At 36.6% G+C, this 15,126-nt stretch carries 14 protein-coding genes, 5 pseudogenes and 1 riboswitch; of the genes and pseudogenes, 2 read left to right on the top strand and 17 right to left on the bottom strand.

The window, feature by feature from the left end; translation table 11 throughout:
- The 8 genes and pseudogenes from OEI98_RS14950 to OEI98_RS01985 form a co-directional block, all read right to left on the bottom strand.
- Positions 1-186: pseudogene (locus OEI98_RS14950) on the bottom strand (cobyrinic acid a,c-diamide synthase); the annotation flags it as partial.
- A pseudogene (locus OEI98_RS15225) lies at positions 180-347 on the bottom strand (hypothetical protein); the annotation flags it as partial. The pseudogenes OEI98_RS15225 and OEI98_RS14950, both read right to left, overlap by 7 nt.
- Positions 319-1,119, bottom strand: coding sequence for an ABC transporter ATP-binding protein (locus OEI98_RS02010; RefSeq protein ID WP_004399797.1), 801 nt, complete (start codon positions 1,117-1,119; stop codon positions 319-321). The gene OEI98_RS02010 and the pseudogene OEI98_RS15225, both read right to left, overlap by 29 nt.
- Before the next feature lie 4 nt (positions 1,120-1,123).
- The gene (locus OEI98_RS02005; RefSeq protein ID WP_074592497.1) at positions 1,124-2,116 is read right to left on the bottom strand and encodes a FecCD family ABC transporter permease; all 993 of its coding nucleotides are present in this window, start codon (positions 2,114-2,116) and stop codon (positions 1,124-1,126) included.
- 1 nt (position 2,117) lies between these two features.
- A pseudogene (locus OEI98_RS02000) lies at positions 2,118-3,064 on the bottom strand (ABC transporter substrate-binding protein).
- A 115-nt stretch (positions 3,065-3,179) separates the two neighbouring features.
- A riboswitch (cobalamin riboswitch) is annotated at positions 3,180-3,372 on the bottom strand.
- 62 nt (positions 3,373-3,434) lie between these two features.
- Positions 3,435-3,803 (bottom strand): type II toxin-antitoxin system PemK/MazF family toxin, encoded by a 369-nt coding sequence (locus OEI98_RS01995; protein WP_004399794.1) that lies wholly within the window; start codon positions 3,801-3,803, stop codon positions 3,435-3,437.
- Positions 3,790-4,059, bottom strand: coding sequence for a DUF2281 domain-containing protein (locus tag OEI98_RS01990; RefSeq protein ID WP_003871621.1), 270 nt, complete (start codon positions 4,057-4,059; stop codon positions 3,790-3,792). Before OEI98_RS01990 ends, OEI98_RS01995 begins: the two co-directional genes overlap by 14 nt.
- 73 nt (positions 4,060-4,132) lie before the next feature.
- Positions 4,133-5,265: pseudogene (locus OEI98_RS01985) on the bottom strand (THUMP domain-containing class I SAM-dependent RNA methyltransferase).
- A gap of 153 nt (positions 5,266-5,418) precedes the next feature.
- Between OEI98_RS01985 and OEI98_RS01980 the strand changes: the two are divergent.
- Positions 5,419-5,991 (top strand): Uma2 family endonuclease, encoded by a 573-nt coding sequence (locus OEI98_RS01980; RefSeq protein ID WP_266039270.1) that lies wholly within the window; start codon positions 5,419-5,421, stop codon positions 5,989-5,991.
- 60 nt (positions 5,992-6,051) lie between these two features.
- On the opposite strand, the gene OEI98_RS01975 is transcribed toward OEI98_RS01980, so the two are convergent.
- From OEI98_RS01975 to asrA, 8 genes are all read right to left on the bottom strand, one after another.
- Positions 6,052-6,852, bottom strand: a complete 801-nt coding sequence (locus tag OEI98_RS01975) for a TPM domain-containing protein (RefSeq protein ID WP_266039268.1) — start codon at positions 6,850-6,852, stop codon at positions 6,052-6,054.
- A 281-nt stretch (positions 6,853-7,133) separates the two neighbouring features.
- On the bottom strand, positions 7,134-7,547 hold the full coding sequence (gene sufU, locus OEI98_RS01970; protein ID WP_003869854.1) for a Fe-S cluster assembly sulfur transfer protein SufU: 414 nt from the start codon (positions 7,545-7,547) through the stop codon (positions 7,134-7,136).
- Complete coding sequence (locus OEI98_RS01965) at positions 7,544-8,773, bottom strand: cysteine desulfurase (protein ID WP_028991577.1); 1,230 nt, start codon at positions 8,771-8,773, stop codon at positions 7,544-7,546. Before OEI98_RS01965 ends, sufU begins: the two co-directional genes overlap by 4 nt.
- A 170-nt stretch (positions 8,774-8,943) precedes the next feature.
- Positions 8,944-9,270, bottom strand: coding sequence for a DUF2250 domain-containing protein (locus tag OEI98_RS01960; protein WP_003867166.1), 327 nt, complete (start codon positions 9,268-9,270; stop codon positions 8,944-8,946).
- 87 nt (positions 9,271-9,357) lie between these two features.
- Positions 9,358-10,119: a TatD family hydrolase gene (locus OEI98_RS01955; protein WP_004399789.1), complete on the bottom strand. Its 762-nt coding sequence runs from the start codon at positions 10,117-10,119 to the stop codon at positions 9,358-9,360.
- A 78-nt stretch (positions 10,120-10,197) separates the two neighbouring features.
- Positions 10,198-11,211, bottom strand: a complete 1,014-nt coding sequence (gene asrC, locus OEI98_RS01950) for a sulfite reductase subunit C (protein ID WP_004399788.1) — start codon at positions 11,209-11,211, stop codon at positions 10,198-10,200.
- Positions 11,212-11,227: 16 nt separating this feature from the next.
- Positions 11,228-12,019 carry an anaerobic sulfite reductase subunit AsrB gene (gene asrB / locus OEI98_RS01945; RefSeq protein ID WP_003869858.1) on the bottom strand — a complete coding sequence of 264 codons (792 nt, stop codon included), beginning with the start codon at positions 12,017-12,019 and terminating at the stop codon, positions 11,228-11,230.
- Positions 12,020-12,046: 27 nt separating this feature from the next.
- Entirely contained in the window at positions 12,047-13,099 is a 1,053-nt protein-coding gene (gene asrA / locus OEI98_RS01940; protein WP_004399787.1) for an anaerobic sulfite reductase subunit AsrA, read from the bottom strand.
- Between the two features lie 473 nt (positions 13,100-13,572).
- Here asrA and OEI98_RS01935 point away from each other — a divergent pair.
- Positions 13,573-14,378, top strand: a pseudogene (locus OEI98_RS01935) (LysR substrate-binding domain-containing protein).
- Positions 14,379-14,524: 146 nt separating this feature from the next.
- Here the strand turns inward: OEI98_RS01935 and OEI98_RS01930 are convergent.
- Positions 14,525-15,097, bottom strand: coding sequence for a LemA family protein (locus tag OEI98_RS01930; RefSeq protein ID WP_003867171.1), 573 nt, complete (start codon positions 15,095-15,097; stop codon positions 14,525-14,527).
- Positions 15,098-15,126: the final 29 nt, after the last annotated feature.

The following is a 15,126-nucleotide window of genomic DNA, read 5'->3' as shown; positions in this document are numbered from 1 at the left end:
TTAATCCTCCTGAAAAGCATTTGAGTTTCGGTATTGAACACATTTGTCAACAAACCTCTTGACAGCCTCTTTATATGTGTATAAATTTATGTGAACATACGTCGCCAGGCAATTTTTATGCACAAATCCACATTCCCAAGCATTTTCTTTTCCCGGTTTATGCACAACGTATGAGGTTTTCTGTGATAAGCAGCATCTATATAATCTGGACCTACTTTAAAAGGCTGAACTTTATACCTTTTTGACAGCACTCCCATAATTCCAAGGCTTACAGTAGTTTTACCTGCTCCTGAATGGGTGCCTGCAATCATTAAAGCTTTACACAACTTTGAGTTGCTCCTTTCCATTTAGCGATGGAATGACGTAAGGAGTATGGGTGATGGGATTTTCAAACACTTCCACATCTATTGAAAAGGCTGATTTTATGTTGTTCAATGTTAAAACATTTCCGGGAGACCCAGATGCTATTATTTTGCCTTCTTTCATTATGAAAATCTCATCACAAAACTGTGAAGCGAGGTTAATATCGTGAAGCACAATAATTACAAGTATCCCTTTTAAGGATAAATCTTTTACAAGAGACAGTATTTCAACTTGGTATTTTATATCAAGTTGAGAAACTGGCTCATCCATGAGTAAAATTCGAGCTTTTTGTGCTAATGCCCTTGCTATATACACTCTTTGCCTCTCACCGCCGCTTAACTCTTTTATGCTTTTGTCTTTAAACTGCCATGTATTTGTAATTTCCATGCACTCTCTTACAATATCTCTGTCTTCTTTTCTCTCCGACTGAAACCTTTTAAGATAAGGAATTCTTCCCATCATTACTACGTCATAACAGCTAAATTCAAAGTCGTAAACTATATCTTGAGGCACATACCCTATATATTTTGCCTTTTCTTTTATAGTAAAGTCTTTGATATTTTTCCCTAACACAAAGACATTACCATAAGTTGACGTCAAATACCCTGATATATTCTTTAAAAGTGTAGTCTTGCCACTTCCATTTGCACCAATTATCCCTATCACCATATTTTTATTTATGGTGAAATCTATCCCTCTTAAAACTTCCCTTTCTCCATAAGAAAAATGTAATTTATCCACCTGTAAAATAACCATATCATCACATTCCTTCACTTTTTTGTTTGCTCTTTATTAACAGATATAAAAAGAATGGTCCTCCAAATGCTGCTGTAATTATCCCAATTGGAATTTCCATTGGCTTTAAAATAATTCGTGCTAATAAGTCTGCAAAAGTTAAAAATATCGCTCCTGATATAGCACTAAAAGGTACCAAAACTCTATTGTCAGGTCCTACAATAAGCCGTGATATGTGGGGCACAATAAGTCCAACAAAGCCTATAATTCCACCAACTGACACAGCAGTTGCAGTCACCAAAGACCCTGTAATAAGAATTATTTTCTTGACTAGTTCTGTGTTGACACCTAAATGTTCGGCAACTTCTTCTCCTGTCAATATCGCATTTACATCCCTTGAAAATATATACATCACAAAAGAGCCAATTACTATTATAGGAGTAGTAAAGACCACACTATTCCAATTTATGAGGCTAAATCCTCCCATAGTCCAAAAAACAATTCGAGAAAACTCATCATGGTTTAAAAGCATCATGAGAGAGATAATTGCAGACATAAAAGCACTTATAGCTATACCTGCCAATAACATTGTGGTCATGGATACTCTTGTGCCAGTTTTAGAAATAGTGTATACGAAAAATACAGTCATTAAAGAAGTAATAAATGCCATAAAACTAAGTCCAAATATTCCAAGTCCTAATATTATCGCAATAGTAGCTCCAAAAGCCGCTCCTGATGATACACCCAATACATAAGGGTCTGCCATTGGATTTCTCAAAAGCCCTTGAAAAAATGTCCCAACAACAGAAAGTCCCATACCTACAATCGCAGATTCAATAGCTCTTGGAAGTCTTAAATTAAGGATTATTGTCCTAGAGGTTTCACTGCCACCGCCCAAAAAAACATTTAAAATCTCCTGCAGGGGTATTTTTACCGCCCCTGCAGAAATTGATAAAATCATGGTAAAGACAAGCAGTGAAAAGGCTGTACCAAAATATATCCCTTTTTTTACTCCCACTTTACTTAAATGCCTCCGGATGTAAGAATTTTGCGATTTCTTCAAGTCCTAAAACAATTCTATTAGAAGCTCTTGATATTATGTCGTCATTGCTTATCACAAATACTTTGTCATTTTTAACAGCATTAGTATCTTTATATCCTGCCATGTTTTTAATGTCTTTCACATCCCCTGCATGAGGAGAAGTTATTATCACATCAGGATTTTTCTTGACTAATTCTTCTACGCTGTACTGCGCCCAACCATTTACATCCTCTGCAACGTTTTTGCCACCTGCAAGGTTTATAAGCTCATCAATAAATGTGCCTTTACCTGCTGTCCAGTTTCCGTCAAGAGATACCAGATAAAATACGCTGACTTTTGGAAGCTCTTTGACTTTGTCATTTATTTCTTTTATTTTATCTTGCATTTGTTTAATTAACTCTTCGCCTTTTTTCTCAGTTCCTGTTATTTGGCCTATTATTCTTATAGACTGGTATATCTGGTCAATGTTTTTTGCCTCCAACATTACAACAGGTATACCCATTTTTTCTAAAGATTCCATTTGCTCTTTACCGGAAAGAGTGGAAGCAAATATTATATCAGGCTTTTGAGCAGTAATCGCTTCTACATTTGGCCCTTTAAACCCCCCACTTTGGGTACATCCTTGACCTCAGGTGGATAATTGTCAAAGTCTGTAACACCCACTACTTTATTTCCTGCTCCTAAAGCATATATAAGCTCTGTTGTAGAAGGTGCAAGAGAAACTATCCTTTGGGGTTCTTTCTCTATAGTTACTTCTCTTCCTAAAAAGTCTGTAACTTTTAAAGGAAACTGTGTTTTTACAGTTTCAGTTGCTGTTTGAGATGTATCTTGTGGCTTTGTAGCATTGTTTGTTGAACAAGCCGCCAGTGAAAACATTAAAGCAAAGACTACCAATAAAGCAAGTAAACCTTTAAATTTTCTCATAAGTACCCTCCTAATTTAAATTTTTCAAGTATCAAAAAAAGGTCTACCCCACGGAGGTAGACCTTTTTTGCCAAAATTAAGCATAAAAATTCCATTCCACCTTCCCTCCGAAGGCGAACTTCCGAAATCTTATGGCAGGTCTCCTGGCTCGCGATTCATCTTCCACCCTGCCTTCCCACCCGGCACATCTCTTGAGTGCCAAGCAGTGGCTTATTAGGGCTTCATCCTCGCTCACAGTAGCGGGGGCTGCAGCGGATTTTCACCGCTTTCCCTTTTAACTTCTCAAGACCATAAGATTTTTTGTATTCACTTGTACACCTATATTTTACATCTACTTATCATTTAAGTCAATTCCCTTATTCATGGCTATCTATTTGCCTTGAAAAATATGTATCAAGTTTCTTATAATAGAGTCAAGGATATCTCCTCTAAGAGAACCAATGAACGATTCAATGCGTTCAACATCTACAGCACGTATTTGGTCTAATAATGCAATTGAATCTTTTGGCAATCCACCATTTCCTGCCGGTATCCTATAGTACAAATTAAGATTTTGATTTGCCCATTCTCCATCTCGTGTCGTTAATGGAACTACTATTATAAGCGGATACCTCATAGGTCCTTTTGGTACTGCTACTACAACAACCGGCCTTTTGCCTTCCTGTTCATGCCCTTTTGGAATATGAGTAGGAAAAGAAAGAAGGAGGACGTCTCCCGGTTTTATATCATTTTTCATCATCAGGTCTTCCTCCTTCAATAATTAGCCCTACTCCTTCTATATATTTGACGGGACGACCCTGTGGTGGACCTTCAGTTCCCCAGTCATACTCCGGAAGTTCTGTTAATTCCGCATTTAACCATTCTTTGTCTTCTTTTTCCATTTCTTTTTTGTTTTTTTCATTTAAATATTCTATAAAATCAATAATTTCCTTTACTTTGTCTTCTGGTAATCTATCTATATATTCTTTTGCTTTCTTCCTCACTGCATTATCCATAACTCCACCACCAATTTTTATCGATAATCTTATATTTTATTATAACCCTCACATAGAAAAAACTCAATAAAAATTAGTTTTCTGGTTTTGGTCCATAATACTGATAATAGTAAGCTTTTAACATGCCATTGTAAAGCTTTCTTTTTTAGAAGCCTCTCTTCCAAAGAGTTTCTCAAATTTTTCATGGGAAGTAAGTATATAAAAAGACCATGTGTCAAGCTTTTTAAAAACTTTTCCCATCTCTTTATAAAGTTTTTCTACTTCCTTTAATTTCCCCATCCTTTCACCATAAGGAGGATTGCATATTATAACACCATATTTATCATCTGTTTTTAAATCTTTTAATGAGATATTTTCAAAAGTTATGTATTTCTCTACACCAGCTTTACGCGCATTGTCTTTTGACAATTTGATGGCGTTTTCGTCAATGTCATATCCTTTTATGTTTAAAGTTATATCTTTTTTAATAGCACCAACTGCTTCTTCTCTTGCTTCTTTCCATAATTTATTTGATATTCTCCACCATTTTTCGGAAACAAATTGTCGTTTTAAACCTGGTGCGAGATTTATTCCAATCATAGCTGCTTCAATTGGAATCGTTCCAGAGCCACAAAAAGGATCTATCAAAGGTCTATCTGGTTTCCAAAAGCTCAGCATTATCATAGCGGCAGCCAAAGTTTCTCTCAAAGGTGCTTCATTGGATATGACTCTATAGCCTCTTTTGTGTAAACCGTCACCACTCGTGTCAATCATAAGTGTTACCTTGTCTTTCATTAATGAAAATTTTATTTTATAAGTTGCGCCGTTTTCTTCAAACCATTCTTTTTTGTATTTCTTCTTAAGCCTTTCCACAACAGCTTTTTTAACTATTGCCTGACAGTCAGACACGCTGAAAAGCTTGGATTTTATTGAATAACCCTCCACAGGAAACCTGCCATCTTCAGGTATCCAATCTTCCCAGTGAAGAGCCTTTGTACCTTCAAAAAGTTCTTCAAAAGTTGTGGCAGTAAATTCCCCTATTTTTACGTATATTCTCTCTGCCGTTCTAATCCAAAGATTAGAACGGCATAAAGCCATCTCATCGCCTACAAAAGTGACTTTTCCATTCTCTACAGTGACATCTTTATACCCTAACTCTTTTACCTCTCTTGCAGTTATTGCTTCAACACCAAAAAGAGTAGATGCTATAAATTCTATTTTTGACATATTTTATCTCCTTTTGCCTCTAAGTTTAACTAATTCAACCTTATTATATCACTTGCATCTATAAATATATATCATTTTTTCCCTTTTATCTTGTTTTTATTATGATATAATTAAAATAATAATAAGTTAATGATAGATGATGGAGGGTATTTTATGCCATTGCCCGAAAAAAATAAAAAATATACTTATGCCGACTATTTAACCTGGTCTGAAGAAGAAAGATGGGAAATTATTAATGGTGTTCCCTATCTACAAGCAGCTCCAACATGGCAACATCAAGCAGTATTGTTAGAACTAGCAAGGCAATTTGCAAACTATCTGCAGGATAAATCTTGCAGAGTATTTACTGCTCCTTTCGATTTGCGAATACCAGAAGCAAATGAAAAAGATGAAGAAACTATCAATGTAGTACAGCCTGATATAATCATTATATGTGATAATTCAAGACTTAAAAAGACAGGTTATTATGGAGTTCCAGAATTGATTATAGAAGTAGTTTCTCCTTCAACTGGTCAAAAAGATAAAATAGAAAAGTTTAATTTATACGAAAAAGCAGGGGTAAAAGAATATTGGATTGTAGAACCCGATGAAAAGGTGGTTATGGTATTCACACTTGAAGAAGGACGTTATGGAAGGCCTCAAATGTATTCTGAAGAGGATAAAGTAAAAGTTAGTATATTTGATAACCTTGTAATTGAGTTAAAACCTGTATTTGAGAGAATTTAAAAAACAAACTGAGGGTGTTTCTAAAGTTCCCTCAGTTTGATAAAAACTAAGATATCTAGTTTAGCGGCTAGCTCCTCCGCCTCCGGCAGAACCTCCGCCGAAGCCTCCCCCGCCGCCAAAACCTCCACCGCCGAAGCCACCACCTCTAAAGCCTCCAAATCCTCCTGAGCCAAAGCTTCCTGGACCCCACCAGTCCCTTCTTATATTTCTTCCTCCTCTTCCAAAGATAATAAATATTAAAATAAGTATAATCACTACAGCAATATCTTCCCACGATATACCACTATCATTGCTACTTGTATTGACACTGTATTTGGAAGCATCCAATCCCTGAAGGTCTATATTGTACTCTTTTGCAACCCTTGAGGCTATAGCCATATAACCAGCGTATATGCCTTTAGAGTACTCGCCTTTTGCCCAAGAAGTTAAAACAAAATCGTCTAAAATCCTTCCTGCAACAGAATCCGGTATTGCCCCTTCCAAGCCATAACCTACATCAATTCTCACTTTTCCAGCCTGACCTTTTAAAAGTCTGTCTTTTACCACTAAAAGGAGAACACCGTTGTTTTTCTCCTTGTCTCCTATTCCCCATTTTCTAAAAAGGCTAAGAGAATATTCCTCAATTGGGTAATCTCCAATGCTGTCAACTGTAACAACTATTATTTGTGCCTTTGTTGCATCATCTAAAGCTTTCCCTACTTTTTCGATCTCTTCTATATCATTTTGAGACATAAGCCCCGCATAATCATATACATATTTAAATTGAATAGGTTTAGGTGGAACATCAAGAGCACAAAAAGCTATAGAATTAAAAAATAATAATAAAAAGGCAATTGCAATTAAAAAAATTTTCCTTTTCATTTTGCCTCTCCCTATCTCAATATTTTGTGAGTAACTTAATTAAGTTTTAAAAATATCATTTTTTTCGTTAAATTTAAATTATTTTAATGTATTACTGTTCATGTCTAGTATATTAGCATAGATAATAATAAGTATCAACACAAATTTATAAAATATGCTGGCTTTTTAAAAAAAGTTATACTATTATCCTGAGAATCGTTAGACCTCAAATAGGAAGAGGCAGATTTTAAAAATATTCGCATTCATGTCATAAAGAACATTATCAAACTTTTATCTCTTTTTTACAAAATTTCCTGAAGCGTTTTCCACGCAAGTAAAGCACATTTTACGCGGGCAGGAAAGTCAGATACTCCCTGCAGTACTTGAGCATCACCTAATTCATCAAGATTTACATCTTTTTTGTGCATCATGTCTATAAATTGTTGCACAAGCCTTAAAGCTTCTTTTTTGTCTTTCCCTTTTATAAGGTCTATCATCATAGAGGTTGAGGCTTGGCTTATGGCACACCCATGGCCCGTGAAAGAAGCATCTTCTATAATGTCACCATTCATTTTTAAATAAAGAGTAATATTGTCGCCGCAAAGAGGATTGTAACCTCTTTCTTTGTGGGTAGCATCTTTAAGTTCTTTTTCATGGGGAGAGTTTTCGTAATGTTCCATTATAACCTCAGAATAAAGCTGATTCAAATCGCTCATTTAAACCACTTCCTAACTTTTTTAAGTCCTTCAACAAGTGCGTCAATATCGTCAAAGTCGTTGTAGAGGTAAAAGCTTGCTCTTACAGTTGCAGGAACACCTAAGTACCTCATTAAAGGCAGACAACAGTGGTGCCCACTTCTTACAGCAATTCCTTCTTCGTCTAGTATTGTAGCAACGTCGTGAGGATGGACACCTTCTACATTGAAGGAAATTAAGCCTCCCCTTTCCTTCGCATCGTTGGGGCCATACAATTTTACAAAGTCTAATTCTTTCATTTTCTGAAGGCCATACTCCAAAAGCTCGCCTTCGTGATTATGAATATTGGAAAGCCCAATTTTTTCTATATAATCTATTGCAGAAACAAGCACACAAGCCCCTTTTACGTTGGGAGTACCTGCTTCAAATTTAAGAGGTGGGGGAGCAAAAGTTGCACGGTCTTCAAAGACTTCGTCTATCATCTCTCCACCTCTTAAAAAAGGAGGAACATCAGAAAGCAAATCTTCTTTTATATATAAAACCCCAATTCCCATAGGTCCGAGCATCTTGTGACCAGAAAAAGCAAAAAAGTCACAGCCTATTCTTTGTACATCAATCGGCATATGAGGTACACTTTGTGCTCCATCTATTAACACTTTTGCGCCGTATTTGTGGGCAATATGTGTAATCTCCTCCACAGGATTTATTATACCTAAAACATTTGACATGTGTTGCACAGCAACTAATTTTACTTTGTCAGACATTTTTTCTTTAAAGTCTTTCATAGAAAGCCTAAAATTCTCATCAAGGTGGACATATTTGAGTCTCGCCTTTTTAGCTTCCACTACCATTTGCCATGGAAGCATATTGCTGTGGTGCTCGGCTATTGTCAGTATTATTTCGTCCCCTTCGTTTATATATTTCATTCCCCACGTATATGCTATAAAGTTTATTGATTCTGTAGTATTTCTCGTAAATATTATGGATTCTTCTTTTTTTGCGTTAATAAATTTTTTTACTCTTTCTCTTGCCTCTTCATAAGCCTGTGTGGAAAGAGCACTTAAATAGTGTGGGCTTCTGTATACATTGGCGTTTAATTCTTCATAATATTTATCCATAGCTTTTATGACTTCAATTGGCTTTTGAGTTGTGGCAGCATTGTCAAGGTAAATAAGCTTTTTACCATGAGGTTTAACATTCAATATAGGAAAGTCTTTTTTAATCTTTTCTACATCAACATATTTCACTTTAAAATCCTCCTCCATATATGACCCTTTCAGGTTAATTTATTGTGAAACCAATTATTTTTAGAGCCTTTTGAGGTTTCACAATAACCTAGAGAAATTTTATCATATTGTGCATTTTAGTCCACTTCGCTTGAGGGCCAACAAGCTTTAACAAACACAAATAAGTCATTTTATCTGTTAGGGTATTCGATGTCAAAATTAATATCAATTTCCTTCCTCGCCTGTCTTAGAAAAAGTTCCCCTTCCCTAGTGAGCTCATAATATGTGTGATTGCGATGCTTAACACTTTTTCGTCGTCGATGGTAATATTTAACTATTCTTCTTTCCACTCGCTTGATTAGTCCTCTCTCCTCCAAACTTTGAAGTCGCTTTCTGCTTTCTTCTAATGATAAACCTAGGCGCCTCGCCAAAAGTTTCGCATATTCCGGCCCAAGCTTTTTGAGGTAGGTGAGGATTGTTAAATCAAGAAATTCATCTTGGTCATTGTTGAGTGGCATACTCTTCTCTCCTTTATTATGGATTTACCACTAAGTAGTTTGGTTTTTAAATACTATGACTTAGTAATAAATCATATTGCTGAGCGTTTAAATACCAAAAACTTCTTCAGCATTGTATCTCGCAATTCGAGCAATGACTTCAGGAGAAGCTCCGTTCAATTCTAAGTACCACACGGTCTTGGGTACGCTCAGCAGATCATTGGGTTTTAGATTGCTGTAATCGCTATTTAGTACACCTCGTTGGAAGCGTTCCAGATGATTCATCAATAGTTGAGAAGTGAACCCCTCTTGGCGAATAGTAAGCCCGGGAACGGCCCCAAAGTCTTCGATTAAGTCAATAATATCTAAATTAGCATGGTCTATAATCATTTTTCCGGGTTCCATCCCCACAGTAGCAGCAATCTCAATTATTTTTTCGGTAATTTCAACTCTATTCTGTGGCGGAGTATGAATGATTGCTGGAACCCTGTATTCCTTGGCAATCTTCAATTGCTCATGGAGAACCTCCTGTTCCCGCTTGTTTCCCTCATGTAGCCCGATCTCACCAAGTCCAATGACACCACTCATTTTAAGGTAGGATGGAAGAGCGTCGATCACCCTGGGCCAGTCGTCCGGTATTCCCATGGGGTGAATGCCAATGGCCACGTAAAGCTTAATATCATTTTTAGCGGCATTACTTATAGAAAGAGTTAACATCTGATGGAAATGATCAAAGAGTGTTTCTGCATGTTTTGCCCCAAAAAATAGGGAACAGCCAATAATTTTCCTTACTCCGGCCAGCGCCATACTCTTCCATCCTTCGAATGGAAGTAATGAAACATGTACATGAGAATCTACAATTTCTTTCATCAATCCTATTCGCCTGCCTTATTCTAGATCTTTTCGTGCACCTATGCACGTCTTGATTCCTCACTATTCCATGCCACCTTAACGTTGGGTTACGGGTTTTACATTAAAATTAGACCTGTATTCGGTTTCTGTCCATAATACCCTTTCAGCTACCATAGCTTCTGGGTTTAGTTTAACATCTTTTAATATCATTTCTTTAAATTTGTTATATCCCACTCTGTCAATAAGGTGTCCACCATGGATGTATTCAGGTTTGTTGTTCATAACATAAGCAGAAAATGTCTCCCAGTTTTTAAGTACACCTAAAACCACATCTTCTGTAACCCAGTTTAAAAAGATTTTTCCCATACGAGGTGTTTGCTTTCCTGTTCTGCCGCCGATCAATACTCTGTAGAATTTTTTAGGGTTCCTGGTCCAAGCACCAGTTGGACACACTAGGACGCATTCGCCACAGCCGACGCAGCAGCAGGTATCTTTCACGATTTTTCCTTTTTCTACAGATAAAACACGCGTTGCATGATGAGCACACGCTTCTACACACTTTTTACACCCTATACAGCGCTCATAATCGTATTCCGGCTTTGTAATACCAATTATACCGATATCACTAACGTGAGCTTTAGCACAGTCGTTAGGACATCCTGATATATTTAATTTTATATGATAATCGCTGGGGAATATAATCTTTTCTATTTTTCTGGCCAGGTCGGTTGTATCAATGTTAGCATATATGCAATGACGATTACCTATGCAAGCCATTATATTACGAGCTCCTATGGTCGGATACCCGTTGTCATCAACTGCCATATCAACGCCGCATAAATTTACTTCAATTTCTTCGATATATGGTCTTATATATTTGTTAACCTCATCTATATATTCATATTTGATCCCTGGTATTGAAATTGTCTGTCTGACTCCCAGGTGAAATTCTCCGTTTCCCCAAGTTTCCGCAATATGCTGAAAAAATGACAGATATTTAGCATCTATAACACCGCCGGGAACGCGTATCTGGAGCATGAACTCCCCCCGCACTTTTGACTGACGATAACAATTTCTTCGAACCTTTTTTACATCTATATCGTAACTCATATAATTATCCCTCCGATTAATCCAACAGATTTTTTGCTTTAGTATAATTAAAGACAGGCCCTTCCAGACAAACATATGTCTCATTTATCTTGCAATGGCCACACTTGCCGACGCCACAAGACATTTTCCTTTCAAAAGATAACCAGATTTTATCTTCTGCTACACCGTTCTTTAAACATTCTAAAGCGGCAAAGTGCATCATAACAGGAGGACCTACAATTACTACATTGTAATTTTCAAAGCTGTCAAATGGTATTTTCTTAATGTGTTCTGTAACAAGGCCAACCTCAAAGCCTTCTATCTTATCTTTATCAAGAGTATAAATTGTGTTAAACCTGCTTCTAAAATTATTTAAATCCTCTTTGAACAGTATACTCTTTTCGTCCTTAAATCCCGCAATGAAATACAGAGAGTGTATTTCATCTGGATGTTCATAAAAATACTTTAAAAGGCTTCTAACAGGAGAAACCCCAGTTCCACCGGCAATGACAACTAGATCCTTACCCTTAAAATCATCTACAGGGAATGAATTACCATAAGGGCCTCGCATAAATATCTTATCACCGGGTTTTAAATTAAATATTTCATTGGTAAGTTTTCCTACCTTCCGTATGGTGAGTTCTACCCAATTATCTCCCATCGAACTTACCGATATAGGGCCTTCTCCGATTTTAGGTAAAGACACCTGAAAGAATTGTCCATGTTTTACCTTTGCATTGGTTTCTATTCTGAAAGTATATTCATTTTCTGTTTCGTGTATAATATCGATTATTTTATGGGGAACTGGAAGCATTATATTTTCACTCATTTACTTTACCTCCTCAATTGATGCTGTTTACCTTATATCTTTATTTGTTGTCTCCGCTTTTTTGAGTTTTTCCACTTCATCATACAGGCGATTAATGGTAGCCGGAAAAGATATTAGTTCAGGACATCTTTCATCACATCGCCCGCATCCTACACACATGTACTCGTCTTTGAAACGAAGTTTATAGTCATAAATTTTATGCAGAGTTCTGAACCTCATCCGCTCTCCCGCGGTTTTCCTGAAACTCAGTCCACCTGCCATTGTCGTGAAATCTTCGTGCATACAGCTAGCCTGAACCCTTCTCCTCTCACCAACTTTTCCGTTTTCTGTGTATATTACGTCTAATGTGTTAAAACAGCTGCAGGTTATGCACACAGCGGTACAGGCTCCACAGCTTATACATCTTGAATTATAACTTTTCCACATATCGAGATCATAAATTTTTTCTAATAATTCATGGCTATCAATTTCAGGGATGTTAACTTTTGTCGGGTTAGAGGTAACGAATTCAGGGGTAAATTCTACTTCTCTTTCATCGGCAAATAAATTGGTAAATTCATCGTCTTTTATTTCTACCAATATCTTATCATCGCCAAATCTAACTGCTAAACTGTAGTCGTCGGTTTTATTGGAGCCCATTGAGACGCAGAAACAACTATCCCAACCTCCTTCTTTGCATTCCATTAAAATAAACTTTACTTTTTCCCGTAAACGCTTGTAGTAAATATCTTCTGTTCCTCCGTTTTTGAGAAAGATAGTATCAAGTCGTCTAAAGCCATTTATATCACAGGGGCGGACAAATATCAGAATCTTTTTGTCATCTACCTTGCTTTCCATATATTCATATTCGGTAAAGTAGAATAGCGCCTGGGTAATCGGATAAATCACTTCTTTTGGTGAAAAATCTGATTTCTCATCGTAGACTACATCCTCAATTGAGTTAATTTCTGCATATCGAATCAAATCAGTGTCTGAATAACGACCACGCTTTTCAAAGCGGACAGGAGCATATACCTTATACTCTTTTTGCAATTCTTTTAAGATTTCATTCATCCTTTTAATGTTTACACAATAACTCATCTTCTTCCTCCTCAATATACATCATTTGATATTCTTTATAATCCAGATACAAAAAGATTGACAAAAACCATCAATCTTAGAACTCGACAAATATAAAAGGCAGATTGAATAACTGGAACAGTACCTCAAGTCCAAACAGAATGTTCAGAATTTTCTTTTTTAAATTTTTATGTTAAATAATTAACGTTAAATAATTAACTTTGATATAAGTATAACACCCATAAAAATTTTAGTCTAATAATAAATAGTTATATCAATGATAATAATAATTTATACAAGGCCAACAACACACAAGACTTGAGAAAGTTTAAGAATGCCGAGTTTTTTATCTTTTCATTAGTAAAGTATTATGATATTATGAAAATGATAATTTTATGGTTATATGAGGTGATCGTTGTGACCCTCAGGGATATAGAGATTTTCGTAACCGTTTGCGAGTTAAAGAGCATGTCTGCTGCCGCAAAAAACTTTATATGTCCCAACCTGCTATCAGCCAGGCCATATCGCAGATGGAGGGAGAACTCCAAGTTAGACTCTTTGACAGGATAGGTAGGAATCTCAGTCTCACGTATGCTGGGGAAATCCTGTATAGTTACGGAAAGCGGATACTCAATCTTGTCAAGGAAGCAGAGAGTACTCTTGATGATGTGAAGAACATGAGGATGGGAAGGCTGAGAGTGGGAACCAGTACAACGGTGGGAATTTACCTGCTACCGGAGATAATCGGCGAGTTCAGGAAAAAGTTCAGTATCGACGTCTACTTTACGATTGGCAACACGGCAGAGATAGAAAAGCTGATATTTAACAATTCTATAGACCTTGGCATTGTCGAAGGTCCGGTCCATTCAAGGGACATTGTTGTAACACCCTATATAGATGATGAGCTATATCTTGTATGCTCAAAAAGCCACAGGTGGGCAGAGAAAAAAGCATCAGCCCCGCAGAGATTGAAAATGAGGATATAATCATGCGAGAAAAGGGAAGTGGGACGAGGGAGATCTTTGAGGAGACCATGGCGAGAAATAACGTGAGGTACAGAATAAAATACGTTCTTAACAATACGGAGGCCATAAAAAAGGCCGTCGAAGCTAATATAGGCGTTTCGGTCATATCCAGGCTGGCCGTGAAAAAGGAGATAAGAGGCGGTAGGCTCGTAAAAGTTGACATTGAAAATATAAGGTTTGAAAGGAAGTTTAGCATCATTTATCATAAAGATAAGTTCAAGTCGAATCTGTTCGAAGAGTTTATAAAACACCTTTATAATTACAGCATAAGGTAGTACCGCAAAGCACAGCCTGCAGCCACACCAGTTAAAATGCACCCATCAGCTTCAACATTTTGACAAGAGGACCTCCGCAAAAAACAGAGATAAAGTAAAATATTAACCATTTTTGCAAAGGCTATTTTAATTTATTGCAGGAATGCTTATTTGGAAAAATCTACTTTAGGCACAGTCTTTGCTGCTTCATCTGCTTTAAAATATTCTCTTTCCTTAAACCCAAACATATTGGCGATGATAGAGGTTGGAAAAGACCTTATCTTGGTGTTATAAGCTTGAACAGCATTGTTATAATCCATTCTCGCTACAGCTATTCTGTTTTCAGTTCCTGCTAGTTCATCGCTTAACTGCCTGAAATTTGCATCAGCTTTTAAATTAGGATAATTTTCTGCAATAGCAAGAAGCCTTCCCAATGCTGTATTTAATTCATCATTTGAAGCTGCTTTTTCAGCAACAGTGTTGGCACTTAAAAGTTTTTCTCTCGCTTTATTTACACTATCAAAAATCTCTTTTTCATGTGCTGCATATCCTTTAACAGTCTCTACTAAATTAGGAATTAAATCAGCCCTTCTTTGAAGCTGATTATCAATCTGACTCCATTTACTATTTACATTTTCATCTAACGCCACTAATTGGTTATAAGTTCCATAAATTGTCCCAAATACTAATACAGCTATTACAGCCAAAACAATCAATGTAATAATTAGCGGATTTTTCACTGCCATTCCCCTCTCACTATTTTCTAAAT

The organism is Thermoanaerobacter sp. RKWS2 (genome assembly GCF_026240795.1).
Taxonomy (GTDB): Bacteria; Bacillota; Thermoanaerobacteria; order Thermoanaerobacterales; family Thermoanaerobacteraceae; genus Thermoanaerobacter; species Thermoanaerobacter ethanolicus.
The sequence above is the reverse complement of the archived record's forward strand: the minus strand, read 5'-3'. Positions and strand labels throughout refer to the sequence as shown.